Genomic DNA, 24,597 nt, shown 5'->3' with positions numbered 1-24,597 from the left:
CCACTCCGAACTGCTCACGCACTCGCATCGAGCATTTCCTCCATCGACTCGTACAGCAGCGCCGTCACCACGTCCACGTCGGGCATAGCGTCACGGTCCCCGTTCAAACCGTAGTAGACGTTGCCGTCGTACGAGGTCAGACCGATGCTCAACGCCTGGTTCTTCAGCAGCGGCGACACGGGGAACATTTCCAGCATCCGCGCGCCGCCCACAAACATCGGGACCTGCGGCCCCGGCGCATTGGTGATGAGGAGATTGAAGGCGCGCTGCGCGTACCCACTGGCCGTGCGGACGCTCAGCGCATGCAGGCTGGCCGGCGCAAATCCGGAGAGCCGCACCAGAGTTCGCGCTCGCACAGTAGTCCGCTGCCGGCTGTGAACCTCGGTCGCGTGCGCGATATGCGACAGCCGAATAACCGGGTTCGGTTCGCCCACAGGAAGATCGACCAAGAACGACGACACTTCGCTGGCCTCGCCCTCGCCGGTATAGACCGACATCGGCACCAGCGCACGCAGACTCGTCGACTCGGTGACCGGCTCACCCCGCGAGAACAGCCAATTGCGCAGTGCGCCAGTGACAACGGCCAAGATCGCATCGTTGATCGAGCAATCGAAGCGGGCCTTGATTCTGCCGTAGTCGACCAGGTCGGTCTTCGCCACCGCGAAGCGTCTGTTGCGTGAGATGGGCGCATTGAGCGGACTGGGTGGCGTCACCTTCGCAGCAGACTGCACCAGAGTCGCCGCGCGCACCATCGAGCGCGCGGAATTGCCCACCGTCGACGTCACTCCACCGACTGTGCGCCGCACCAACTCGACGCTCGCGCCCGGCCGGACCATCAACTCGGTGAGCGCATCGACTGTCAGCCCGAACGACGTCGGCTCTCGACCCGGCATCCACAGGTCGTCTGCAACCGGGCGAGGTGTCTGCGTCGCATCGAGAATCACATGACCGATCTCGAGCGCGGAATCGCCGTCCACCAGCGCCGAATGCGACTTGGTGAAGATGGCACACCTGTTGTCCGACAAGCCTTCCACCAGGTACATCTCCCACAGCGGCAGCGTGGCGTCCAGGGGCCGCGACGTCAGCCGAGCGACCAGTTCGTGCAGTTGCTCGTCCGTTCCCGGCTTCGGCAATGCCGAACGCCGAATGTGATAGGTGATGTCGAAATCTTTGTCGTCGACCCAGACCGGCCGACCCAGCCCGAACGGAACTTCGCGTACCTTCTGGCGATACCGAGGCACCAGGAAGAGTCGGCGCTCGACGATCTCGAGCAGCCGCTCGTAGTCGAGCCGACCGTCCGAATTCTGGAGGATCGCAAGCGATCCGATGTGCACGGGCGAGCTACTGGCCTCGACGCCGTAGAACGCTGCATCCTGCGGAGTGAGCCGGGCGACCATTGCTCCACCTTATTGCCGGACGGTGCCGGAAGCGAGAGTCGCAAAATCAGGTGAATGTCACACATCCATGACATGCTGTGCGCGTCCGATCCTCTCCTCGGACGCATTCGAATGCCCGAGCACACGTCTGCCGATTTGGAGAGAAGATGACGCCATTTCCGTCGCGACCACCACAGTTTCTGTCTCGACCACCACAGTGTGAACCCGCGCTCTACGAGCACGGCCGCGTCGGCACCAGGCACTGCGCCGTTCCGCAGCAGCGCACCGTGCGCCGAACACCGCACGACGGGCGCTCCGGATCTGCACCCGCGGTACCGATCGAAGATCTCGAAAACCACACTGCGGCAAGACGGTTCACCGAGCACGCGCTGCGGCTGGTCCTCGAGGTGGTGGATCGGCGGCGACCGCCCACTCAGCTCAAATCGATCGTCGAGCCCGCGCTACTCGAGATGGTGCGCGCTCGGTCGTTGACCGCGTTCCCCGGAAAGGCGCTGGGGACGGGCACGTTGGAGCGCGTGCACATTCGACTCGTCGATCCGACGACCGCCGAAGTGTTCGGCACCTACAGTCGCGGACCGCGCATGTTCGCCGTCGCCGCGCGCATCACCAACCGAACCGGAATCGGTTGGTCGGTGACGTCGCTGCGATTCGGTTAACGCTGTATCAGTGCTTCCGCTTGGCCTTGGGCGCACGCTTGGCCGGCTTCGCCTGCTGCCGCGCGGCTTCGCGACGTTCGCGGCGGGTTGCCCCGTTGTCCGCACCGTTGTCGCCGCCGGTTTCTTGCGCTGCGGTGGTGCGCCGCACCGCCGCGGTGCCGTCGTCCGCCGGACCGGAGTAGCTCAGCCGCCGGTTGTCGTCGAGATCGCGTAGTCCGCGAGCCCGCAACGCCGATGGTGCGGCCGCCCGAGCCGGCTCCTTCGGAGCCTCCTGGGTCGGCAGCGGCTTGGGAGCCGCCGGGGCCGGGGCTGGAGCCGCGGGCGCACCGGCACCGACTGGCGACTGCAAGCCGGCACCCACGCCGAGACCTTGCGGCTGCTCGGGCTGCACAGCTTCGACCTGAAGGTTGAACAGGAAGCCGACCGACTCTTCCTTGAGGCCCTCGAGCATCGCCGAGAACATGTCGAAGCCTTCACGCTGGTACTCGACCAGCGGATCGCGCTGCGCCATTGCACGCAGTCCGATGCCTTCCTTGAGGTAGTCCATCTCGTAGAGATGCTCGCGCCACTTGCGGTCCAGCACGGACAGCAGCACCTGGCGTTCCAGGTTGCGCATGCCGCCCTCGCCCGCAAGACCGTCGATCTCCGACTCGCGCTGCGCGTAGGCCTGGTGCGCGTCCTCGAGCACCGCGTCCGACAACTCGTCGCGGGTCAGTTCGCTCAGGTCACCGTGCTCGTCTTCGGTTGCGAGTTCCTTGTAGTCCAGCTTCACCGGGTACAGGGTCTTGAGCGCGGTCCACAGCTGCTCGAGATCCCAATCCTCGACATAGCCCTCTTCGGTTGCACCCTTGACGTAGGCGGTGACCACGTCGGTGATCATGTTCTCGACCTGACCCTCCATATCCTTGCCTTCGAGGATCTGGCGCCGCTCGTCGTAGATGACCTTGCGCTGCTGGTTCATCACTTCGTCGTACTTCAAAACGTTCTTGCGAATCTCGAAGTTCTGCTGCTCCACCTGCGTCTGCGCACTCTTGATGGCCTTCGACACCATCTTGGCCTCGATCGGCACGTCGTCGGGCAGGTTGAGCCGGGTCATGATCGATTCCAGTGCCGCACCGTTGAATCTACGCATCAACTCGTCACCGAGCGACAGGTAGAACCGCGACTCGCCGGGATCGCCCTGACGACCGGAACGACCCCGCAGCTGGTTGTCGATACGACGCGACTCGTGACGCTCGGTGCCCAGGACGTACAGGCCGCCCGCTTCGCGCACCTTGTCGGCGTCTGCCTTGACCTCGGCCTTCACCTTCTCGAGCGTCGGGTCCCAAGCCGCCTGGTAGTCGTCGGCGGTTTCGACAGGGTCGAGTCCCTGCTTGCGCAGTGCCAGGTCGGCAATGATGTCCGGGTTGCCGCCCAGCACAACGTCGGTACCGCGACCGGCCATGTTGGTCGCCACTGTGACCGCACCGGCGCGGCCCGCCTCGGCGATGATCGTCGCTTCCTGCTCGTGGAACTTCGCGTTGAGCACGTTGTGTGCGACACCACGCTTGGTGAGCTGCTTCGACAGGTACTCGGAACGCTCGACGCTGGTGGTACCGATCAGAACCGGCTGGTTCTTCTCGTGCCGCTCGGTGACATCGTCGACGACGGCGTCGAACTTCGCTTCCTCGGTCTTGTAGATGAGATCCGACTGATCGGCGCGCACCATCGGGCGGTTCGTGGGAATCGGCACAACGCCGAGGCCGTAGATCTCGTTGAGCTCGGACGCCTCGGTCTGCGCCGTACCGGTCATGCCGGACAACTTGTCGTAGAGGCGGAAGTAGTTCTGCAGGGTGATCGTGGCGAGGGTCTGGTTCTCCGCCTTGATCTCGACCTTCTCCTTGGCCTCGATGGCCTGATGCATGCCCTCGTTGTAGCGGCGGCCGACCAGGATGCGACCGGTGAACTCGTCGACGATGATCACCTCGCCGTCGCGAACGATGTAGTCCTTGTCGCGGGTGTAGAGCTCTTTCGCCTTGATCGAGTTGTTCAGGTAGCTGACCAGCGGCGAGTTCGCGGCCTCGTACAGGTTGTCGATGCCCAGCTGATCCTCGACGAACTCCACACCGGCCTCGTGCACACCGATGGTGCGCTTCTTGATGTCCGTCTCGTAGTGCAGATCGCGCTTGAGCAGCGGTGCGATACGGGCGAACTCGGCGTACCACTTCGACGACGCGTCGGCGGGGCCGGAGATGATCAGCGGTGTGCGGGCCTCGTCGATGAGGATCGAGTCGACCTCGTCGACCACGGCGAAGTTGTGGCCGCGCTGCACGAGGTCGTCGAGCGAGTGCGTCATGTTGTCACGCAGGTAGTCGAAGCCGAACTCGTTGTTGGTGCCGTAGGTGATGTCGGCGTTGTACGCGTCGCGACGTTCTGCCGGAGTCATGCCCGAGAGGATGACGCCCACCGTCAGGCCGAGGAAGCGGTGCACACGACCCATCCACTCCGAGTCGCGCTTGGCCAGGTAGTCGTTGACCGTGACCACGTGGACGCCCTTGCCGCCGATGGCGTTGAGGTAGGCGGGCAGCACACAGGTCAGGGTTTTGCCCTCACCGGTCTTCATCTCGGCGATGTTGCCGATGTGCAGCGCGGCGCCACCCATCACCTGCACGTCGAAGTGCTTCTGCGACAGCACCCGCCAGGACGCTTCACGAGCGACCGCGAAAGCCTCCAGGAGCAGCTCGTCGAGCGTTTCGCCGTCGGCGTAGCGCTTGCGGAACTCGACCGTCTTCGCGCGCAACTCGGCGTCGGTGAGCTTCTCGATTTCGGGACCCAGAGCGGTCACCTCATCCGCGAGATGCGCCAGTCGCTTGACTGTGCGACCTTCACCGATTCGGAGCAACTTCCCTAGTGACAGCGCAGGCACGGTCTTGTTTGTCCTCAATCTTCGTCCGTCAGGGTCACGGCTCCCGCGCACGGGAACAGTGCGGGCCACCTTCGCCCAGCGGCGTCCATGGTATGCGCTGATCACACAGTGCGACCATTCCGGCCGTTCTATCGGACCCGAGTCGCACATACCGGGCACCAGCGGATGAGGCCTATCGAAGCTCGGGTCGCCAACCGCGAGCGGCGACTGTCCACTCGCCCGACCCGCCCAGGTGGTGCATGGTGCGGTGCAGATTCGCCGCGGCGCAGGCATGGTTGGGAATCACGCGGACACGGGTACCGATCGGGAGTGTGCCCGCCTCGGCACCGCTGAGGATCGCGTGTTCCTCGTAGAGCTTGGCGACGATCAGTTCGGGATGATCGACGACCGTTCCGAAGCCGGGGGCCAGTTCGGTCATGCGGTCGGCACCGAGGGCTTTGGATCCCGCGTCGAGGATCACCCGCCCGTCGGTCGGCCGCGAGACGACGGTGGCAGCGACGGTCAAGGCGCAGTCATCGATCGTCACTACGCCGAGCCCGACCTGTGTCGCGTCGTGAAATACGTAGTTGCCGGGCCGCAATTCGGTCAGCCCGGTCGCGTGATCCAAGGCGTGCGCGGTGGGCGTACTTCCCGCGCTTCGAACGGGGACGGCAACACCGAGCGCCTCCAGCGCATCGGCGGTACTGACGACGGCGTCACGTTCCTCACGGGCGGCAGCGCGGACGCCGTCGGTGTCGCGGGCTCCGTAGGCATGCCCACCGAACGCCATGATTCCCGCGAAAGTAGCTGCGGTGGTGTGCGTTGCAAGACGCGCAACGCGTTCGGCTGTTGCGGCCCCCGGCGGTGTGCCTGTGCGGCCGACGCCACAATCGACCTCCCACAGCCATTCGGCGATCACCCCGGCATCGCGGCACGCCTCGTCCAGCGCACGCGCAACCTCCTCCGAGTCGAGCGCAACGCGCAGTCGCACCCGTCCTGCCAGCGCGACGGCCCGGCTCAGACGTTCGGGAGAGGCAGGCGGATGCGCTATCAAGATGGCAGGCGCGTGCTGATCGGCAGCGAGTTCGGCTTCGCGAACGGTGGCAACGCTGACGCCCGCTGCTCCGGCCTCGAGCTGACGGGCAAGGATGTCCGCACATTTGTGCGTTTTGACGTGCGGCCACAATTCGACGCCGAGCGATCGCGCGCGAGTGGCCATGGCCGCAATGTTGCGATCGACGGTCGACGGGTCGACGATCAGCGCTGGAGTGGGCATCGAGTCCATGGGTCCAACGGTACGAGTGCAGGTCGATACGCACTGCTGATCGGCCGAACACAGAAATCCGGCCGGGGCATTCGCTCCGGCCGGATTTCTCGGCGACTGACTTACGTGAGCCTGATGAGCCCGTAATCGAAGGCGTGCCTGCGGTAGACCACCGAGGGTCGATCGGTGGCACTGTCGTGGAACAGGAAGAAATCGTGACCGACCAGCTCCATCTGGTAGAGCGCGTCGTCTACCGACATCGGAGCCGCCGAGTGCAACTTGGTTCGGACGATCTGGCCCGGACCGGAATCTGGAGTGGTGTCATCGGTGGACTCGGCCGCGATGGCAGCCGAAATCGCCTCCACTTCGGCAAGCGCTGCCGTCGCCTGCGCCACCGACTTCGGCGTCTTTTCGCCGTAGTGGACCTTGCGACGATCCTTGGTTCGCCGGAGCCGGCTTTCCAGCTTGGCGGTCACCGACTCGAGAGCAGCGTAAAAGCTGTCCGCGCACGCTTCGGCACGAACCACAGGACCTTTGCCTCGCGCGGTGATCTCCACCCGCTGGCAGCTCTTGCGTTGTCGTCGATTGCGTTCGTGGAAGAGCTCCACGTCGTAGAGGTAGATCGAGGGATCGAAACGTTCGAGCCGAGACAGCTTCTCGGACACATAGTTTCGGAAATGTTCTGGTACTTCTACGTTGCGGCCCTTGACCACAACTTCGGCATGGGAAGCGTCGGGCTGGGCGGATAGTTCGGCTGAATCTTCTTCGAAAACCGAGGATTGTGAAGCGGTCGTCACGCGTACCTCCCGAAATACGGCCACCACCGGCAAACGGTCGTGGCGAGCTTGAGCTGTGCCGGGAGGGGAACCGCCCGACACCAGGTTTCGAGGCACCACCTCCTCCCTGACTCTTCGGGTGTGGACGCGACGCTAGTCCGTCGTCGGCACGAGTGCCAGCGTTCACCAAAATTTCGCGTGTCGTATTTACGCGGCCGCAACAACCACCACTGCATCCACCGTCAGCCCGACTCTTTGCAGAGCCGAAACCGACTCGCGCGCCGTTACCCCGGTGGTCAGCACGTCGTCGATCAGCACGATCTCGGCACCCCGGATCCGCGGAAATTCCTGTGAAACGGTGATACGACCGGCCAGATTCGCCTGCCTTTCCCGAGCGGACAGACCCACCGAATCACGCACACCGCGTTGCATCCCGAGCACCGGCGCCACGGTGCACCGCTCCGGCTCCAACGCCCACGCCGCCGCCCGCACCGACCGTTCGACGGGATCACCTCCGCGCATACGTGCCGCGCGCGCTCGGCTGGGAGCGGGCACGAGCAGCAGCGGTGCCAACTCGAGCGGCGACAGCTCACCCCAGCGCCGCAGCCAGCACAGCGCCCCTGCCAAGGCCGCGCCGAGCGGTAGCGCAAGGTCGCGTCTTCCCCGTTCCTTGGCTGCGATGACGGCCCGCCTACGCGGACCGGTGTAGCTGCCGAGCGCCCAACACGGCACTCCCGGATCGACGCGCGGTTCGATCCGGATCGGCTCGGCTTCCACGTCGTCACGGCAGCGCTCGCACCATCCGGTACCCGGCATATCGCAGCCCGCGCATTCCAGCGGCAGAATCAGGTCGAGCAGTGTGTTCACCACGCGAGTGTGCGCGCGGGGACCGACACGGTTCGGAGTCAGCCGGGCAGTACCGGAATCGCCTTCAGGCCGGCAAGGCCGCGCACTTCCCTCCACTCGCGGTCTTCGACGGGATCGTTGTTGTTGAGCTGGAACACGGCCCTCGCGTCGGCGACGAACTCAGTGGTCGACGCCGCATCGACCGACGTCACCGGAGCCGTCAGGTTCCGACTCGGCAGCGCGTCCATACGCGAGCCGTCGACGGTCACCATCACCACCGGGACATCGGCCGCAGCGCGGGCGATCACCACAGATTCGCCGGTCGTCCAGTCCAGCGACAGTGCCGGGCTGCCGAGACCGATCGCCACCGGCTGCGGATTGGTCAACGCGAACACCCCGTTGGGTTGCTGCACCACGATCGCTACGTACACCTTGCCGTCGACGATCATGGCGGCACGCACACCGTCACGGGAGAGGCGCAGCTCGGTGATCGACTTGCCCAGTGCGTTCACCGCAGCGGAGTCGACATTGACCACGGACACCTGGCTGGTCTGCGGATCGCGGACGGCCCTGATCACCCGGGTGCCGTCGATCACGGCCCATGCCGAACCGTCGTCCGCCGCCCACGAGGGTCGGCTGATGACGCCGCCGTCGGCGACCGGGAACGCACCGCCGTCGTAGGAGCCGACCATCAACGCGTTCGTGGGATCCGGTGCTTGCCGACCGGTGTCGGCAACTGCGGCGATCAGGTTTCCGTCTCGTGAGAGAGCGATGGATCGCAGGTTGTTGACGACGCCGAAGTAGCCGGGGATCGGTGTCACCCCGGAGTCGCCGACCGAGACCAGCGCGCCGTCACGTAGCGCATGCAGCCCGATGTTGTTGCTGGCGTTGGCAAGTGGATCCAACGACGCGACGTCCTCGGTGGTCCAGCCGTTCGGATGCTGATCGTCGAGCGGCTTGCCGTCGGCCAGCAACACGTACGGGCCGGAAATCTCGGCTTTCGCCAGAGTCCAGATCACCTGGGCCGCAAGGAGATCCCGATTCTTCTTCTCCATGCCTGCGAGACCCTGGAAGTCGATGCGAATTCCGCCGAGGCCAACACCCACCGAGGTGGTCCGGCCGTCCGCCTTGGTGATCGGACCGCGGATGGACACCTTGTCCGAGAACTCGTTCTGAATCGCGGGCGCGAGAGCGGGCTTGGGGCCGTCGACCAGCAGGCCGATCAGCTGGGCCGCCGTCTGGTCCTGACTGCCTGCGATCCAGCGCGGGTCCGGGACCGTCGCGGTGCCGGTGGGGTCGAGGAAGTACAACGACTTGCGTTGGTAACTGCTGGCGAACTGCGGCAGCTCCATCACTACGCCCGCGGGCAATTCGTCTATGCGCCACTGGTTGTCGGCCTTACGCAGGCCGACCTTGCCTTCGAACGTGCCCTCTTCGGCTTGATAGGCGCCGCCCGCCTGCAACTGCCCGACCCGCTTGCCTCGGATCGTGTAGGTGGCGTGATCGGCGGTGCGGGTGTCCGGCAGTACGTCCAGCTTGTCCACCAGCGTGGCGCTGGCGGCGTCATCCCATTTCGCCGACATGTCCGGGGTGAGAAACTGCCGCGCGCCGACATGCCGGTTCGCGGGATCGGTACCCGCACTGAAGAAGTCGCGCAGCAGCAGGTCCGGCTCACGTCCGGGGGCGGGCTGCGGCAGGCTGGCGCTGACCGGCTCGCGCGCGATGGTGCCGATGGCTTCCGGCGTCGACGTGTCGGGCAGACTCGCGCACCCGGTCAGCAGCAGGGCGCCGAAGATCGACACCGCTGCCGCGGCCCGGCGATGGGTGATACCGATGGTCATCCTTTGCGCTCTCCGACCCGATCGGCGTCGGCAGGGGAATCCGGGGTGTCCGGGGCGGCTTCGAGGGCATTGCGTTCGGGAACCGACTTGATCGCAGGCGTGTGCCCGTTGGTGCCCGGATCGTCGAACGGCTTACCTTGCACGTGGCGAAGGTTGCCCGGCTTGAGCGGCAGCGGACTGCCGATCACCTTGCGGCCCCGCACGAGTGGGACGGTCAGGCGGAACACCGACCCGTTGCCGGGGTCGCCCCATGCTTCCAGCTTGCCGTCGTGCAGGTGCGCATCCTCGACGCTGATCGCCAGGCCGAGGCCGGTACCACCGGAACGACGCACGCGCGAAGGGTCGGAGCGCCAGAACCTGTTGAACACCAGCTTCTCTTCGCCGGGTCGCAGGCCGATGCCTTGGTCGCGAACCACGATTGCGGCCGCATCTTCGTTGGAGCGCAATCGAATCAACACCGGCTTGCCCTCGCCGTGGTCGATGGCATTGGCCAGCAAATTTCGCAGAATTCGCTCGACGCGACGCGGATCCACCTCGGCGATGACTGGCACCTCCGGAAGGTCCAGCACCAGCTCGGTCTGCGAGTCGCGCGCCAGGTGTCGCACTGTGGACACGGCCGCTCGGCAACACATCCGCAGATCGAGCTGCTCGGCGGACAACTCGGCAACGCCGGCGTCGTGGCGACTGATCTCGAGCAGGTCGTTGAGCAGAGACTCGAACCGGTCCAGTTCGGTGACCAGCAGCTCCGACGATCGCCGCAATGCCGGATCCAACTCGCCGCTGCCGTCGTGGATCAGGTCGGCGGCCATGCGAACCGTGGTCAGCGGCGTACGTAGCTCGTGACTGACGTCGGAGGTGAAGCGTTTCTGCAAGTTGCCGAACTCTTCGAGCTGGTTGATCTGTTTCGACAGACTTTCGGCCATTTCGTTGAACGACATCGCAAGCCGGGCCATATCGTCCTCGCCGCGAACCGGCATGCGCTCCTTGAGCCTGCCGTCGGCAAATCGGACGGCGATGCGAGACGCCGACCGAATCGGCAGCACCACCTGCCGCGCAACCAGCATCGAAATCGCAGCAAGTAGCACCAAAAGGACCGCACCACCGATCAGCATGGTGCCGCGCATCAGCGACAGGCTGCGATCTTCGCTGGCCAGCGGAAACACCAGATACATCTCGAGCGTGGAGATGTCGGACGCCGTCGGGCTGCCGACGATCAACGCGCGCCCCTGATAGCCGTCCGGATCTGCCACCGTCGCGAACTGGTAGCTCACCTGACCTGCCTGCACGAACGATCGGAGGCTCTGCGGGATCTGATCCGCTGGCCCAACCACTGTCGGCTCCCGCGGGCCGTCGCCGGGAACGATCAATGCCGAATCGAAAGTGCCTGCGGCGCCTGCGGCCTGACCGCTGTCGCTCTCTCTGCTCGACAACGCGGCGCGCGCGCCTTCGAGCCTGGTCGGCAACGAGTTACTGTCGTCGGCCCCGGCAAGCACCCCCTGCACCGTGCCGCGGGCACGATCCATTTCTTCGGTGGCAGCGCTGATCTTGGCCTCGAGCAGCCTGTCGGTGATCTGACTGGTCAGCACGACGCCGAGGATGGTGATGACGATCAGCGACAGCGTGAGGGTGGAGACGACGACGCGAAGCTGAAGTGACCTGCGCCAGGCGTGGGCGAGGGTGTTGGAGAGTGATTGAAACCAGCGCAGCAGCGGAGCGAGCTCGCGGTCGATCCGCCGCCGCATTCGGGTAAGAGTCAGATTCACGGCGGTCCGGCTTTGTAGCCGACCCCCCTGACGGTCAGAACGACCTCGGGATTCTCCGGATCCTTCTCCACCTTGGCGCGCAGCCGCTGGACATGGACGTTGACCAACCGGGTATCGGCAGCATGCCGGTAGCCCCACACCTGTTCGAGCAACACCTCACGAGTGAACACCTGGCGAGGCTTGCGTGCCAAGGCAACCAACAAATCGAATTCCAGCGGTGTCAGCGAAACCAGCTCGTCGTTGCGGCTGACCTTGTGCGCGGGCACGTCGATGATGATGTCGGCGATCGAGAGCAGCTCGGCGGGCTCGTCCTCGGTGCGGCGCAGTCGGGCGCGCACCCGAGCGACCAACTCCTTCGGCTTGAACGGCTTCATGATGTAGTCGTCGGCGCCGGATTCCAGGCCGAGCACCACGTCCACGGTGTCGGTCTTGGCGGTCAGCATCACGATCGGAACGCCCGAGTCGGCGCGCAGCACACGGCACACGTCGATGCCGTTCATGCCGGGCAGCATCAGGTCCAGCAACACCAGATCCGGCCGCGTCTCACGGACAGCGGCAAGAGCTTGCGTTCCGTCACCCACGACGAAGGGCTCGAAACCCTCGCCGCGGAGCACGATCGTCAGCATCTCGGCTAGCGCCGTGTCGTCGTCGACAACCAGAATCCTTGGTTTCATGCCTCTATCGTGTCACCTCCATCGGCCGGAACAGCTCGCCACGCCTGGGCGCGTCTCGCACAATCGTCATGACAACTCTGCCATCCTGCCCGCCAGCTCGGCCGGATCGGCGTTCGCGGTGACCCGCCACCACGTCCCCTGCCAGCTGTTATCGGCCAGCTCACGGTAGACGCCACCGGTGCGCGCCTGTAAGTCGCCGTCGCGTTCGTACGCGTCCAATGCCCGGGTCGCATCGCTCTCGCCGCGAAGGCGGGCGCGCTGCGCCGCCAGCTCCACCGGCACATCGAGAAGCAGTTGCAGGTCCGGGGCAGGCAACCCGAGCCGCTCGAATTCCAGTTCGGCGATCCAGGCGGCGAAGTCGCCGTCGGCACCTTGGCGGGTGCGCGCCGCGCCGTACGCCGCGTTGGACGCGACGTAGCGATCGAGGATGACGATGTCGTTGGCGGCGACCAAATCCCGGAGATCGTCGGCGGCGCCTGCTCGGTCGAGGGCGAACAGGACTGCCATCGCATTGGCCGAGGCCGCGAGGTCTCCGTGTTCACCCTTGAGCGCTTCGGATGCCAGGTCGGCGTGGATCGAACGACCGTAGCGAGGAAAGTCGACGGTCGCGACGGTACGTCCGAGCGCGCGCAACTCACGCACAACCTTCTCGACCAACGTCCGCTTACCTGCGCCGTCGAGGCCTTCGAGCGCAATCAGTATTCCCACGCGGGGAAGGCTATCGCCCATGCGCGGTCGACGAGCCCTTGGACTCGTCGACCGCGCACGAGGTGCCTAGTACCGGTAGTGCTCCGGCTTGTACGGACCCTCGACGTCGACGCCGATGTACTCCGCCTGCTCCTTCGTGAGCTTGGTCAACGTGCCACCGAGTGCTTCGACGTGGATCTTCGCGACCTTCTCGTCGAGGTGCTTCGGCAGCCGGTAGACCTCGTTGTCGTACTCGTCCGGCTTCGTCCACAGCTCGATCTGCGCGATCACCTGGTTGGAGAAGCTGTTGCTCATCACGAACGACGGGTGGCCCGTCGCGTTGCCCAGGTTCAACAACCGCCCCTCGGACAGCACGATGATCGAATGCCCGTCCGCGAACTGGAACTCGTCGACCTGCGGCTTGATGTTGACGCGGGTGACGCCGGGAGCCGACTCCAGACGTGCCATCTCGATCTCGTCGTCGAAGTGACCGATGTTGCCGAGGATCGCCTGGTGCTTCATGTTCTGCATGTGCTCGAAGGTGATGATGCCCTGGTTGCCCGTCGCGGTGATGATGATGTCGGCCCAACCGACAGCCTCTTCGACGGTCTTGACCTCGTAGCCCTCCATCAACGCCTGCAGCGCGTTGATGGGGTCCACCTCGGTGATCGCGACACGCGCACCCTGGCTCTTGAGCGCCTCGGCACAACCCTTGCCGACGTCACCGAAACCACAGACCAACGCAGCCTTGCCGCCGATCAGCACGTCGGTGCCGCGGTTGATGCCGTCGATCAACGAGTGGCGGGTGCCGTACTTGTTGTCGAACTTGCTCTTGGTGACCGAATCGTTGACGTTGATCGCCGGGAAGGCCAGCTCGCCTGCCGCAGCGAACTGGTAGAGCCGCAGCACACCGGTGGTGGTTTCTTCGGTGACACCCTTGACGGCCGAGGCGATGGTGGTCCACTTGCCCTTGTCCGTCTCGAACCGCGCACGCAGCAGGTTGAGGAACACCTTGTATTCGGCGGAATCGGAATCATCGGCGGGCGGAACGACGCCTGCCTTCTCGAACTGCGCACCACGCAAGACCAGCATGGTCGCGTCGCCACCATCGTCGAGAATCATGTTGGCCGGGCCACCCCCATGGGTCGAGCTCCGCTCCGCTTCGTCTCCCTCGGGCCAGGTGAGCATTTGCTCTGCCGCCCACCAGTACTCCTCGAGCGACTCACCTTTCCAGGCGAAGACCGGGATGCCCTTGGGCTCCTCGGGAGTGCCGTTGGGGCCGACGACGATGGCCGCGGCAGCGTGATCCTGGGTGGAGAAGATGTTGCACGACGCCCAGCGAACATCGGCGCCGAGCGAAACGAGTGTCTCGATGAGCACGGCGGTCTGGATGGTCATGTGCAGCGAGCCGGAGATGCGAGCGCCCTTCAGCGGCAACACCTCTGCGTACTCGCGACGCAGCGCCATGAGGCCCGGCATCTCGTGTTCTGCGAGCCTGATCTCCTTGCGGCCGAATTCGGCCAGCGACAGATCGGCTACTTTGAAATCGATTCCGTTGGCTTTGTCTGCAACGAGCTTGTTTTCGGACACGGTGTTGGACACTGAGGTCGTCATCTGCCTCTCTCTGATCGGGTTCCCTTAGGCTAGCCGCCGCATCAGAGGCCCAGACAGTGCACCTCAAGGACAGGCACGTTGGGGGCAAGCACCTCAGGCTGCGTCGGCCAGTTGCTTGTCGACGCCGTACGCGGCGAGCAGCTTCTCGCGGCGCCTCGGCAACAGGTTGGTGCGCGTGATGTCGCCGCCGTAATTCTCGACCACACGGTGATCCATCACGCGTCGCCACAGCGGCGGGATCATCGCAAGCAAGATCATCGTCGCGTAGCCGGCGGGCAACTGCGGGGCCACGTCGGAGGTGCGCAGCGTCTGATATCGCCGGCCCGGGTTGGCGTGATGGTCGCTGTGCCGCTGCAGGTGGAACATGAAAATGTTGGTAACCAGCCTGTCGCTGTTCCAACTGTCGCGCGGGGAACAACGAACATACCGACCGTTCGGCAATTGTTGCCGCAACAGCCCGTAATGCTCTACGTAATTGACGACCTCGAGCATCGAGAATGCAACAACGGCCTGCAATACGAGATAGGGCGCAATTGTCGGGCCGAACACCGCCAGCATTGCACCGAAGAGAACGACGCTCATCGACCACGCTTGCAGAATGTTGTTGTGCACGCTCCACGCGCGCGACCCCTTGCGCTCCAGGCGCGACTTTTCCAACTGCCATGCGGACCGGAATCCGCCGATGACGCTGCGCGGCACGAACTCCCAGACCCGCTCGCCCAACCGGGCACTTGCCGGATCGTTGGGTGTCGCCACGTTCATGTGGTGGCCGCGATTGTGCTCGACGAAGAAGTGCCCGTAGCAAGACTGTGCAAGTGCGACTTTGGCCAACCAGCGCTCGTGCTCCTCGACGCGGTGGCCGAGTTCGTGTGCTGCATTGATCCCGACACCGCTGATCAACCCGACGGTGGTCGCTAGGCCGATCTTGTCGAGCACGCTCAGCTCGGGGCTTGCCCACATGTAACCGGCGATGATCAAACCTGCCAGCAACAACGGCAGAAAGAGGAATGTGCACCAGCGATAGAAACGATCCTCGGAAAGCCATTTGTAGGCGTCGTCCGGAACGTTCTCGCCGTCGTCACCGACAAGCCGATCCACGACCGGGATGATGACGAAGATCAGGATCGGGCCCAGCCACCAGAAAATCGGCTGGCCGGTCCGGAGCACCAGTTGCGAGGGGATCACGGCGCATCCCGGGGTGATCAGGCTGAGTATCCACAGATATCTCTTCCGATCCCGCCAGGTAGGCACCCCCTCTACCGCAACCATGTCCATGCCCTTCGAAGCCGACCAGAGGTTTGACACCTTGCTGAAAAAACATACAGGGTCGGAGTTAGTACTGCCTAACAATCCGTAAGCAGGATTGCGGCGCCCCCACGCCGAAAGTACTGACTCACTCGCCCTGATATCGACACCCGGACGGGTTTCGTTAGCAAAGAATCTAACTCTGAGAAACGAATGCCTCAACAAATGGACTGAGCAAAGCTGCCAATTCGTGAGCAACGTCATGATCGGACGTCGGCGGAATTGAAATGAAGCTCATTGCCAGCCGAACGACCGCGCGCGCAAGGATTCCCGATTCGGCCGGCGGCGCATCGACCCAACTCTTCCGAAAGGTGATTTCGAGGCGAGCCGACGCGCGACTGACCAGTGGTGCGCTGTCCAACGTGATCAGGCGCAGCAGATCGGGCTTCGCATCCCCGCTGAGCAATGACTGAATCAGCGGCTCCGACGCGCTGTCGAGGAAGAACGCCCGGAAGGCCTCGGCAAGGGCGGACCGGACATCTCCGACGTTCGCCCAGACGGCCTTGTCGACGTGATCGACGAAATCGTCGACGAGCCGGAGTGCGTAGGCCTGGGCAAGAGCAGCGCGAGAACCGAACTCGTTGTAGAGCGTCTGCCTGCTCACCCCTGCGCGCTTGGAGACGTCGGACAACGTGATCTTGGACCAGTCGCGTTCGATCAGCAGGTCGCGCATCGAATCCAGAATCGAACTGCGCAACAGCGTCCGCGATGCCTCCGCGTAGGGAACTCTCGGAGCGACGCGATCCATGCCGGAGACGGTGTCACGAGCATGGATCGCAGTCAATTTCATGAGCGTTCGATCTCGACCATGAAGAAGTCCGCCTTCGCAGCACCGCAGTCGGGGCAACTCCAGTCGTCCGGAATGTCGTCCCATCGGGTACCCGGCTCGATGCCGTCCTCGGGCCAACCGACAGCTTCGTCGTACTCGAAGCCGCACTGAATGCACTGGTAGAGCTTGTAGTCGTTCATTTCCGAATCCCTTCTCGAACATCGACCTCGTCGAAGTCGACTTTCTCTCGCACTCCGCAGTCCGGGCAACACCATTCGTCCGGGACGCTGTCCCACGTTGTGCCCGGGGGAAATCCCTCGTGCGGAGCGCCCGTAGCCTCGTCGTAGACGTAGTCGCAGACCGGGCAGCGGTACGAGCTCATGACGCCACCTCCGTCTCGGTCACCCCGTATCGCGCCAGCACTTCGGCACGCTTGCGCGGATCGATGTTGGCGCGCGTGATGTCACCGTCGTAGTGGGCCAATACGCGCTTGTCCATGACCCGACGCCAGATCGGCGGGAAATACGCGATCAGGATCATGCTGGCGTAACCGCTCGGCAGATTCGGTGCACCGTCCCAGCTACGCAGCGTCTGGTAGCGACGCGTGGGATATGCGTGATGGTCGCTGTGCCGCTGCAAGTGGTACAGGAAGATGTTGGTGACGATGTGGTCGCTGTTCCAGCTGTGCCGAGGTGCGGGCCGCTCGTACCGACCGCTGGCCGTCTTCTCGCGCCGGAGCCCGTAATGCTCGAGGTAGTTGACCGCCTCCAACAGGCTGAATCCGACGATCGCCTGCAACACCAGATACGGCGCGAGTTCCCATCCGAAGATCCCGATCAGGATTGCGAACAATCCCACCGACATCAGCCACGAACTGAGTACCTCGTTGCGAATCGTCCACGGCGACTTCCCGAGACGGGCCAATCGCGTCTTCTCCAACGCCCACGACGACTTCAGTGCGCCGACGACCGTCCGCGGCCAGAACGCCCAGAACGTCTCACCCAGCCGCGAGCTCGCCGGATCTTCGGGGGTCGCGACTCGCACGTGGTGGCCACGGTTGTGCTCGATGTAGAAGTGGCCGTAGAACGTCTGCGCCAACGTAATTCGCGAGAGCCAACGTTCCATGTCGACCTTCTTGTGGCCCAACTCGTGTGCCGTGTTGATCCCGATGCCGCCGATGCAGCCCACGGATATCGCCACACCGACCTTGTCGACCAGATCCAGTCCGCCGTCGATACCCAACCAGCTGAGGTTGCCCGACGTGATCAGGTAGCCGACCAGGAAGAGCGACACGTACTGAAACGGAATGAACAGATAGGTCAGGTATCGGTAGTACTTGTCGTTCTCGAGGTGGTCCATCACCTCGTCGGGCGGGTTCTCACCGTCCGGTCCGAAGAAGATGTCGGCGATCGGGATCAACACGTAGATCAAGATCGGACCCAACCACCACAGAGCGTGCGAAATCCCGCCCAGCGGAGTCTGATTCAAGCCCCAGACCACCGGTAGCGCAACCAGCAGCGCCGTCGGTGCGAACAGACCCCACAGCCACATGTAGCGCTTCGAGTCGCGCCAGTCCAATGCGGCCGGCACAGCCTGAGCGGGTTCGGCATGCGTAGACATCCGTGTCTCCAATCGATGGGTGCCGAGCGCTCACGGCTTTGTGAGCTGTCGCACCGTTGATTGGACAGTACGCCATCTAATGTCAGGCGTCTAGACAAACATCTATTTTTGTAAACCGCGTTCGCGGCGACCCAACACGGAGTGATTTCGGCCGTAGGCGGCGTAGACGACCGCACCGATTGCCATCCAGATCAGGAATCGCAACCACGTCTCCACCGACAGATTCAGCATCAGCCACAGACACGCGAGCACCGAGAGGGCGGGAATGAGCGGTACCAGCGGAACGCGGAATCCGCGCGGCAGCTCCGGTCGCATGCGGCGCAGAAGGACGACGCCGATGGATACGAGCACGAAGGCGAAGAGCGTGCCTATGTTGACCATCTCTTCCAGCGTTCCGAACTGAACGAAGCCGGCCAGCGCCGCACAGATCACACCGACGATGATCGTGATCCGGACCGGCGTTCCGTGCTTACCGGTGCGGGACAGCTGCCGGGGCATCAAACCGTCGCGTGACATGGCGAAGAGCACTCGGGTCTGGCCCAGGAACATCACCATCACCACCGTGGTGAGACCGGCGAGCGCGCCGATGGAGATGATGTTCTTCGCCCAATCGACTCCGTTGAGTGCGAAGGCGGTAGCGAGGGTCGACTTGTCGCCCGCCAGATCCGTGTACGGCACCATGCCGGTCAACACAAGGGTGACGGCGACGTAGAGCACTGTGACAATCGCCAGCGATCCGAGAATGCCTCGGGGCAAAGCTTTTTGCGGATTCTTGGTCTCTTCGGCGGTGGTGGCGACGACGTCGAAGCCGATGAAGGCGAAGAACACCACGCTCGCCGCTGCCAGCAGGCCGTACCAGCCGAAGGTGGTGTTGCCTGCGCCCGTCAGATAGGAGAACAGAGTCTGGGTGAGACCGCTGCCGCTGTCGCTCGGCTTCGCAGGCGGGACGTACGGCGAGTAGTTCGCCTTCTTGATGTAGGTGACGCCGACGACGAGAACGAGAGCGACCACGGCCAGCTTGATTCCGACCGCAACGGCAGATACCCGCGAGGACAGCTTGGTTCCGGTCGCGAGCACGACGGTGAGCACCGCGATGATCAGCACAGCACCCCAGTCGAAATCGACAGGGCCCCAGTGCGCGGTCGGTGAGATGGTCGATCCGAGCACCTCGCCGAGATACAGCGACCAACCCTTCGCGACCACTGCGACGGACAATGCGAATTCGAGGATCAGATCCCAGCCGATGATCCACGCCACCAGCTCACCGAAGGTTGCGTAGGAGAACGTGTAGGCGCTGCCCGCGACGGGCACCGTCGATGCGAACTCGGCGTAGCAGAGGGCGGCGAGCGCGCAGGTCGCGGCTGCGATGACGAATGCCAGCGATACCGATGGGCCCGCCTTGTTGCCCGCCACCTGCGCGGTGAGGGTGAAGATGCCTGCGCCGATGACGACCGCCACGCCGAAGATCGTCAGATCCCAGGCCGTCAGTTCTTTGCGGAGTTTGGAGTCCGGCTCGTCCGTGTCGCGAATCGATTGTTCGACCGACTTGGTCCGGAACAGTGAATTTCTAGTCCTTTTGGGACTGTTGTTGTCGATAGCCATGGCGGCCAGCCCAGGTCTGCGGAGGCCGGCCGCGAGGCAGAATTCAGTTCTGCGGGCGATACAGATCGGGCTCGAGATAGATGACTCGTGCCGCCGGAACCGCAGCCCGTACCCGGGCCTCGGCGTCGTCGATCGCGGCCGCAACCGCAGCGATGTCCAAGCCCGGTGACACCGCGATCTTCGCCGCGACCAAGATTTCCTCCGGCCCCAGATACTGGGTCTTGAGATGGATCACGCGATCGATGCGATCGCCATCTGTCAAGCCCGCCACAATCTTTCGCTCGTCGTCGACCGTCACGCCTTCGCCGATGAGCAGGCTCTGCATCTCGATGATCAAGATGATGGCGATGATCGCGAGCAGAACTCCGATGCACAACGTGCCGATGCCGTCCCACACGCCGTTGTCCGTCGCCATCGTCAGTCCGACGCCCGCCAGCGCCAGCAGGAGACCGATCAGAGCACCGGTGTCCTCGAGCAGGACGACAGGTAGTTCGGGACTGCGCGAGTTGCGAATGAACCCCCACCAACTGGCGTTGCCCTTCAGCGGTCGCGATTCCTTCATCGCTGTGAGAAAGCTGTAGCTCTCCAACGCGATCGCGATAAACAGAATCACCACCGCGACGATCGGCGAATCCAGCGGTGCCGGGTGTTCGATCTTGTGGATGCCCTCGTACATCGCGAAAACCGCGCCGACCGTAAAGATCACGAGCGCGACGACGAACGAGTAGAAGTACCGGTTGCGGCCGTAACCGAACGGATGCAGCTGATCGGCGTCGCGAGCCGCACGCCGCTGACCGAGCAGCAACAGACCCTGGTTCGAGGTGTCGGCGACGGAGTGCACGGCCTCCGCGAGCATCGACGAGGACCCGGTGATCAGGAAGCCGACGAACTTCGCGACGGCGATCCCCGCATTCGCAGTCAACGCTGCGATGATCGCCCTCTTACCCCCGCTGGCCGACAATGACGTCTCCTACCCGATAGCCCAGTTCGATCCGGACATACGCTACACAGCCGACTCCCCGGGCGTCGGACGAAAGGTCTACTCCAGCCTTCCGACGGCAGCGCAGAACACCTGCGCGGTCGCCGAAGACGCTCGCACCGTCACGTCCGGGTCGGACGCCGAAATCCACGCCGCCGCACCTTGTGCGAGCGCGAGTACCTCTCCCCCGCAATCCAATTCGACCGAACCCTGCACGCTCACCAGCACCTTCGGACCGCCGGTGGGGACGACCGACCCGGGCAGCTCTGCCGTCAGATCCGTTCGGGCCAAGGCGAATTCGGGTGCCGGCGTCGAGTAGACCGCCAAGTCGTCTTCGGCGCGATGCTCGGCCTTCAAAACCGGCATCGCGGCCGGGTGAAAGTCGAGGACCCGCAGCAGTTCCGGTACGTCGACGTGTTTGGGTGTCAACCCACCACGCAGCACGTTGTCCGAATTGGCCATGATCTCGACCGCTGTGCCGCGCAGATAGGCATGCAGGTTTCCGGCGTCGAGGTAGAGGCCCTCACCGGGTTGCAACGTGATCCGGTTGAGCAGCAGCGCCGCAAGCACCCCCGCATCGCCCGGATACGCTTCGGCGAGCTCGAGCGACGTGCGCACCTCCGCCGAGAACCGGCCGCGGCCCTGCGCTTTGGTTGCGTAGCGAACGCAGCCGTCGAGCACGGCGGGCAGCAACGTCGTCAGCGCCGCCTGCGGCAAGGTGATCCACGTGGTGAACAAGGCCCGCAAACCGTCGGAATCCGGTTGTCCGGCAAGGAGTCCGACGTATTTCTTCAGCTCGGGCACGTCGAGTGATTCGAGCAACTCGACGGTGACGCTCGGATCGCGGAACCCGGCCAGCGCATCGAAAGGCTCCAGCGCGACAACCAATTCCGGCTTGGCGCTGTCGTCGCGGTAGTTGCGCACGGACGAGTCGATCGCCACTCCCAGCCGATTCTCCCGGGCGAACCCTTCGCGAGCTTGGCTGGAACTCGGGTGTGCCTGCAGCGACAGCGGTTCTTCGGCGGCGAGCAGTTTCAGCAGAAAGGGCAGGCGCGCACCGAATTTCGCGACCACCTCGGCACCCAACTCCCCCGTCGGGTCCGCCGCGAGAACGTCGAGCATGGAGACTGCCGCGCCGTCGCGCTCCAGATATGCCGGATCGGCGGGGTGTGCGCCGAACCAGAGTTCGGCTTCCGGGTGTGCAGACGGCACCGGGCGCCCACACAACTTCGCTAGCGCGGTCCGTGACCCCCAGGCATAGGACCGCAGCCGACCGTCGAGCAGATGCACTATCGCCCACCCATCAACTGCAGATATGCGGCCGTCATCTCCAGCCGTACGGCAACGGTTGCCAATTGCTCTATCTCGACGCCGCGCCGGGCAGGCGTCGACCCATCGAACCTCGTCATGTCCAGCGACGGCGGCAGATCGTCGGCACCGTCGGTCGGGATGCTGTCCGCGGTGACCGTGTCTGCGCTGGGCAGCGCAGCAACTCGACGCTGCAACGCCAACCGGTCGCCGTCCGTGCTGAGCACGAAGATCCGCGCTTGATCGACCGGCGCGGGGCCGTCGAGTTCCTCGTCGTGGAAGAACGGGTCGTAGCCTGCGGCCGGTGTCGCCGTTGCGGCGTCGAGGCGTGCACCGACCGCGAGCACGTCGCCGAGGCCTGCCGCCGCCGTCACGGTGGCACCGCCGCGCAACAGCACCTCCGAGCCGTGCCGCGCGAGTTCCGTCGTCGCAGGCGAGTCGCCGGCCAGGACGGTGCGCCGTTTGTGCATCCGGGTCGCAAGGGATTTGGCTGGATTGTGGAAAACCTCGTTGCCCGGATGGTCGCGCAATGCCTCCGCGTCGAGAACGTCGGCGAGCAGGTCGAGGTCGGGAACCAGCGGCCGCGAGCGAACGGTGTCGACGGCATCGAGCACCGCGACGCTCACAGCGAGATAACGAACGAGCGCGTTGATATCGAGCACCGAAACACGCGGCGGCAGTGCCGATGCGCGACCCGCACCCGCCGAACGCAACGGACCTTCCTCGGGCGCGGCCAACACCACCTCGGCACCGCGACGCACCGCCCGATCGACGGATTCGACCAACCGCGGATCCCCCGAATCATCGCCCGCAACCACGACGACGTCCAGCGGACCCACCCACGGCGGCGTTTCCGGCACGCTGAGCACGGGCAATCCGGAGCGCCCGCCGAGAGCGGCAACCAGCAACGCGGACGCACGCGACGCCCGACCTGCACCGGTGACGAGCACCACGCTGCGCGGGCGCAATCCGTCGAGTCGAGCGAGTGCACCTTCGGTCACGGCAGCAGCCGTCGCGCGCACCTGAGCGCCACCGAGGGCCGCCGATCGCAGCGCACCGACCGAGTCGGCGGCGGCCAGCGAATCGGCGTCGTCGAGGTCGAGAACCAACGGGGCGGTCATGACTCCACTATCCCAGTCAACCGCGAACGATGGTCAGTATCTCGGTCACCAATGCGTCTACCTCGTCGCTCGAACGCGCTTCGACGTTGAGCCGCAACAACGGTTCGGTGTTGGACGCTCGCAGGTTGAACCACGCGGAGTCGGCAAGCGACACCGTGACGCCGTCGAGTCGATCGATCGATTCGGTGCGATCGGCGAACGCGTCGAGCACTGCCTGAGTACGCGCGGCCGCGTCGTCGACGGTGGAGTTGATCTCGCCGGATGCCGAATAGCGCTCGTAGGCATCGGTCAGTTCCGAGAGAGGCCGGTCGCGTTCGCCCAGCGCGGCGAGAACGTGCAACGCAGCGAGCATGCCGGAGTCGGCACCCCAGAAGTCGCGGAAGTAGTAGTGCGCGGAATGCTCACCGCCGAAGATCGCGCCCGTGTTCGCCATCTCCTGCTTGATGAACGAGTGTCCGACCCGGGTGCGCAACGGCGTTCCACCCCGCTCGGCTACCAACTCGGGAACGGCCCGCGACGTGATCAGATTGTGAATCACGGTGGCACCGGGCTCTTTTCCGAGCTCGCGCTCGGCTACCAACGCGGTGACGGCGGACGGCGACACCGGATCGCCCTTCTCGTCGACGACGAAGCAGCGGTCGGCATCACCGTCGAACGCAAGCCCGATGTCCGCACCGGTCTCGACGACGAACTTCTGCAGATCCACCAGATTCTTCGGATCGAGCGGGTTGGCCTCGTGGTTGGGAAAGGTGCCGTCCAACTCGAAGAACAGCGGCTTCACGGTCAGCGGCAGCGGACCGAGCACGGCGGGCACTGTGTGGCCACCCATGCCGTTACCCGCGTCCACGGCCACCGTCAACGGTCGTAGACCGCTGAGATCGACCAGCTCACGCAGGAATTGTCCGTACTCGTCGAGGACGTCGACATCGGTTGCAGTGCCTGCCGGACCGTCGAACGTCGGGACGCCGTCGGTGACCTCGGCCGCGATCGTCGCAAGTCCGGTGTCCTGCCCCACCGGCTTCGCGCCCGCCCTGCACAGCTTGATGCCGTTGTACCGCGCGGGGTTGTGGCTGGCGGTGAACATCGCTCCGGGACAATCCAATCGGCCCGAGGCGAAGTAGAGCTGATCGGTGGAGGCAAGCCCGATGTGCACCACGTCGACGCCCTGCGCGAGCACGCCGTCCGCGAAAGCTCGCGAGAGCTCCGGGGACGAGGCCCGCATGTCGTGCCCGATCACGACGCGTTGCCTGTCACCGTTGTCGATCGGATCCGTCCGGACCAAGCGTGCGAAGGCGCCGCCCACGTCGCGGACGAAATCGACATCGATCTGCTCGCCCACCACACCACGTACGTCGTAGGCCTTGATCACCGCGTTCACGAGTTCGGCCGAACGTGCCACAGAGTTGCTCCCGTGCTCGAGGCCGCGGGCACGACGGATGCACGCAGCGAAAGTTGTGTGGTCAGCCTATATGCGGCCGGAAATGCGGTGGC

21 protein-coding genes are annotated in these 24,597 nt (G+C 64.5%); 1 reads left to right on the top strand and 20 read right to left on the bottom strand.

Annotated features, from left to right (window positions below; genetic code table 11):
• Positions 1-14 precede the first annotated feature (14 nt).
• Complete coding sequence (locus tag FOY51_RS05280) at positions 15-1,397, bottom strand: WS/DGAT/MGAT family O-acyltransferase (protein WP_149429150.1); 1,383 nt, start codon at positions 1,395-1,397, stop codon at positions 15-17.
• A gap of 146 nt (positions 1,398-1,543) precedes the next feature.
• Between FOY51_RS05280 and FOY51_RS05275 the strand changes: the two genes are divergently transcribed.
• The gene (locus tag FOY51_RS05275) at positions 1,544-2,053 is read left to right on the top strand and encodes an Rv3235 family protein (protein WP_149429149.1); all 510 of its coding nucleotides are present in this window, start codon (positions 1,544-1,546) and stop codon (positions 2,051-2,053) included.
• A 7-nt stretch (positions 2,054-2,060) separates the two neighbouring features.
• Here the strand turns inward: FOY51_RS05275 and secA are convergent, their stop codons facing one another.
• The 19 genes from secA to FOY51_RS05180 form a co-directional block, all read right to left on the bottom strand.
• Complete coding sequence (secA, locus tag FOY51_RS05270; protein ID WP_149429504.1) at positions 2,061-4,958, bottom strand: preprotein translocase subunit SecA; 2,898 nt, start codon at positions 4,956-4,958, stop codon at positions 2,061-2,063.
• A 172-nt stretch (positions 4,959-5,130) separates the two neighbouring features.
• A complete protein-coding gene (locus tag FOY51_RS05265) occupies positions 5,131-6,222 on the bottom strand; it encodes an alanine racemase (RefSeq protein ID WP_149429148.1) in 1,092 nt (363 codons plus the stop codon).
• Positions 6,223-6,323: 101 nt separating this feature from the next.
• Positions 6,324-6,998 (bottom strand): ribosome hibernation-promoting factor, HPF/YfiA family, encoded by a 675-nt coding sequence (gene hpf, locus FOY51_RS05260; protein WP_149429147.1) that lies wholly within the window; start codon positions 6,996-6,998, stop codon positions 6,324-6,326.
• 186 nt (positions 6,999-7,184) lie between these two features.
• A complete protein-coding gene (locus FOY51_RS05255) occupies positions 7,185-7,847 on the bottom strand; it encodes a ComF family protein (RefSeq protein ID WP_149429146.1) in 663 nt (220 codons plus the stop codon).
• 35 nt (positions 7,848-7,882) lie between these two features.
• Positions 7,883-9,664: an MtrAB system accessory lipoprotein LpqB gene (lpqB, locus tag FOY51_RS05250; protein WP_149429145.1), complete on the bottom strand. Its 1,782-nt coding sequence runs from the start codon at positions 9,662-9,664 to the stop codon at positions 7,883-7,885.
• On the bottom strand, positions 9,661-11,406 hold the full coding sequence (gene mtrB / locus FOY51_RS05245) for an MtrAB system histidine kinase MtrB (RefSeq protein ID WP_149429144.1): 1,746 nt from the start codon (positions 11,404-11,406) through the stop codon (positions 9,661-9,663). The genes lpqB and mtrB overlap by 4 nt, the downstream gene beginning before the upstream one ends.
• Positions 11,407-11,423: 17 nt before the next feature.
• The gene (gene mtrA / locus FOY51_RS05240; RefSeq protein WP_149429143.1) at positions 11,424-12,101 is read right to left on the bottom strand and encodes an MtrAB system response regulator MtrA; all 678 of its coding nucleotides are present in this window, start codon (positions 12,099-12,101) and stop codon (positions 11,424-11,426) included.
• A gap of 66 nt (positions 12,102-12,167) precedes the next feature.
• Positions 12,168-12,809 carry a dTMP kinase gene (locus FOY51_RS05235; RefSeq protein WP_149429142.1) on the bottom strand — a complete coding sequence of 214 codons (642 nt, stop codon included), beginning with the start codon at positions 12,807-12,809 and terminating at the stop codon, positions 12,168-12,170.
• 66 nt (positions 12,810-12,875) lie between these two features.
• Positions 12,876-14,402, bottom strand: a complete 1,527-nt coding sequence (gene ahcY, locus FOY51_RS05230; RefSeq protein WP_149429141.1) for an adenosylhomocysteinase — start codon at positions 14,400-14,402, stop codon at positions 12,876-12,878.
• 93 nt (positions 14,403-14,495) lie between these two features.
• On the bottom strand, positions 14,496-15,671 hold the full coding sequence (locus tag FOY51_RS05225; protein ID WP_235916124.1) for an alkane 1-monooxygenase: 1,176 nt from the start codon (positions 15,669-15,671) through the stop codon (positions 14,496-14,498).
• Between the two features lie 172 nt (positions 15,672-15,843).
• Entirely contained in the window at positions 15,844-16,497 is a 654-nt protein-coding gene (locus FOY51_RS05220) for a TetR/AcrR family transcriptional regulator (RefSeq protein WP_149429140.1), read from the bottom strand.
• Complete coding sequence (locus FOY51_RS05215) at positions 16,494-16,676, bottom strand: rubredoxin (protein WP_149429139.1); 183 nt, start codon at positions 16,674-16,676, stop codon at positions 16,494-16,496. Before FOY51_RS05215 ends, FOY51_RS05220 begins: the two co-directional genes overlap by 4 nt.
• Positions 16,673-16,858: a rubredoxin gene (locus FOY51_RS05210; RefSeq protein WP_149429138.1), complete on the bottom strand. Its 186-nt coding sequence runs from the start codon at positions 16,856-16,858 to the stop codon at positions 16,673-16,675. Before FOY51_RS05210 ends, FOY51_RS05215 begins: the two co-directional genes overlap by 4 nt.
• Positions 16,855-18,108, bottom strand: a complete 1,254-nt coding sequence (locus FOY51_RS05205; protein WP_371830406.1) for an alkane 1-monooxygenase — start codon at positions 18,106-18,108, stop codon at positions 16,855-16,857. The genes FOY51_RS05210 and FOY51_RS05205 overlap by 4 nt, the downstream gene beginning before the upstream one ends.
• Positions 18,109-18,198: 90 nt before the next feature.
• A complete protein-coding gene (locus FOY51_RS05200) occupies positions 18,199-19,698 on the bottom strand; it encodes an amino acid permease (protein ID WP_149429136.1) in 1,500 nt (499 codons plus the stop codon).
• A gap of 43 nt (positions 19,699-19,741) precedes the next feature.
• Positions 19,742-20,659, bottom strand: coding sequence for a cation diffusion facilitator family transporter (locus FOY51_RS05195; RefSeq protein ID WP_149429135.1), 918 nt, complete (start codon positions 20,657-20,659; stop codon positions 19,742-19,744).
• Positions 20,660-20,737: 78 nt separating this feature from the next.
• The gene (gene manA, locus FOY51_RS05190) at positions 20,738-21,967 is read right to left on the bottom strand and encodes a mannose-6-phosphate isomerase, class I (RefSeq protein ID WP_149429134.1); all 1,230 of its coding nucleotides are present in this window, start codon (positions 21,965-21,967) and stop codon (positions 20,738-20,740) included.
• Positions 21,967-23,106: a tobH protein gene (locus tag FOY51_RS05185; RefSeq protein WP_149429133.1), complete on the bottom strand. Its 1,140-nt coding sequence runs from the start codon at positions 23,104-23,106 to the stop codon at positions 21,967-21,969. Before FOY51_RS05185 ends, manA begins: the two co-directional genes overlap by 1 nt.
• Positions 23,107-23,122: 16 nt before the next feature.
• Positions 23,123-24,505: a phosphomannomutase/phosphoglucomutase gene (locus FOY51_RS05180; RefSeq protein WP_149429132.1), complete on the bottom strand. Its 1,383-nt coding sequence runs from the start codon at positions 24,503-24,505 to the stop codon at positions 23,123-23,125.
• Between the last annotated feature and the right edge of the window lie 92 nt (positions 24,506-24,597).

The organism is Antrihabitans cavernicola (assembly GCF_008297975.1).
GTDB lineage: Bacteria > Actinomycetota > Actinomycetes > Mycobacteriales > Mycobacteriaceae > Antrihabitans > Antrihabitans cavernicola.
Note: the sequence above shows the minus strand (reverse complement) of the source record. Positions and strands in the feature narration are given on the sequence as shown.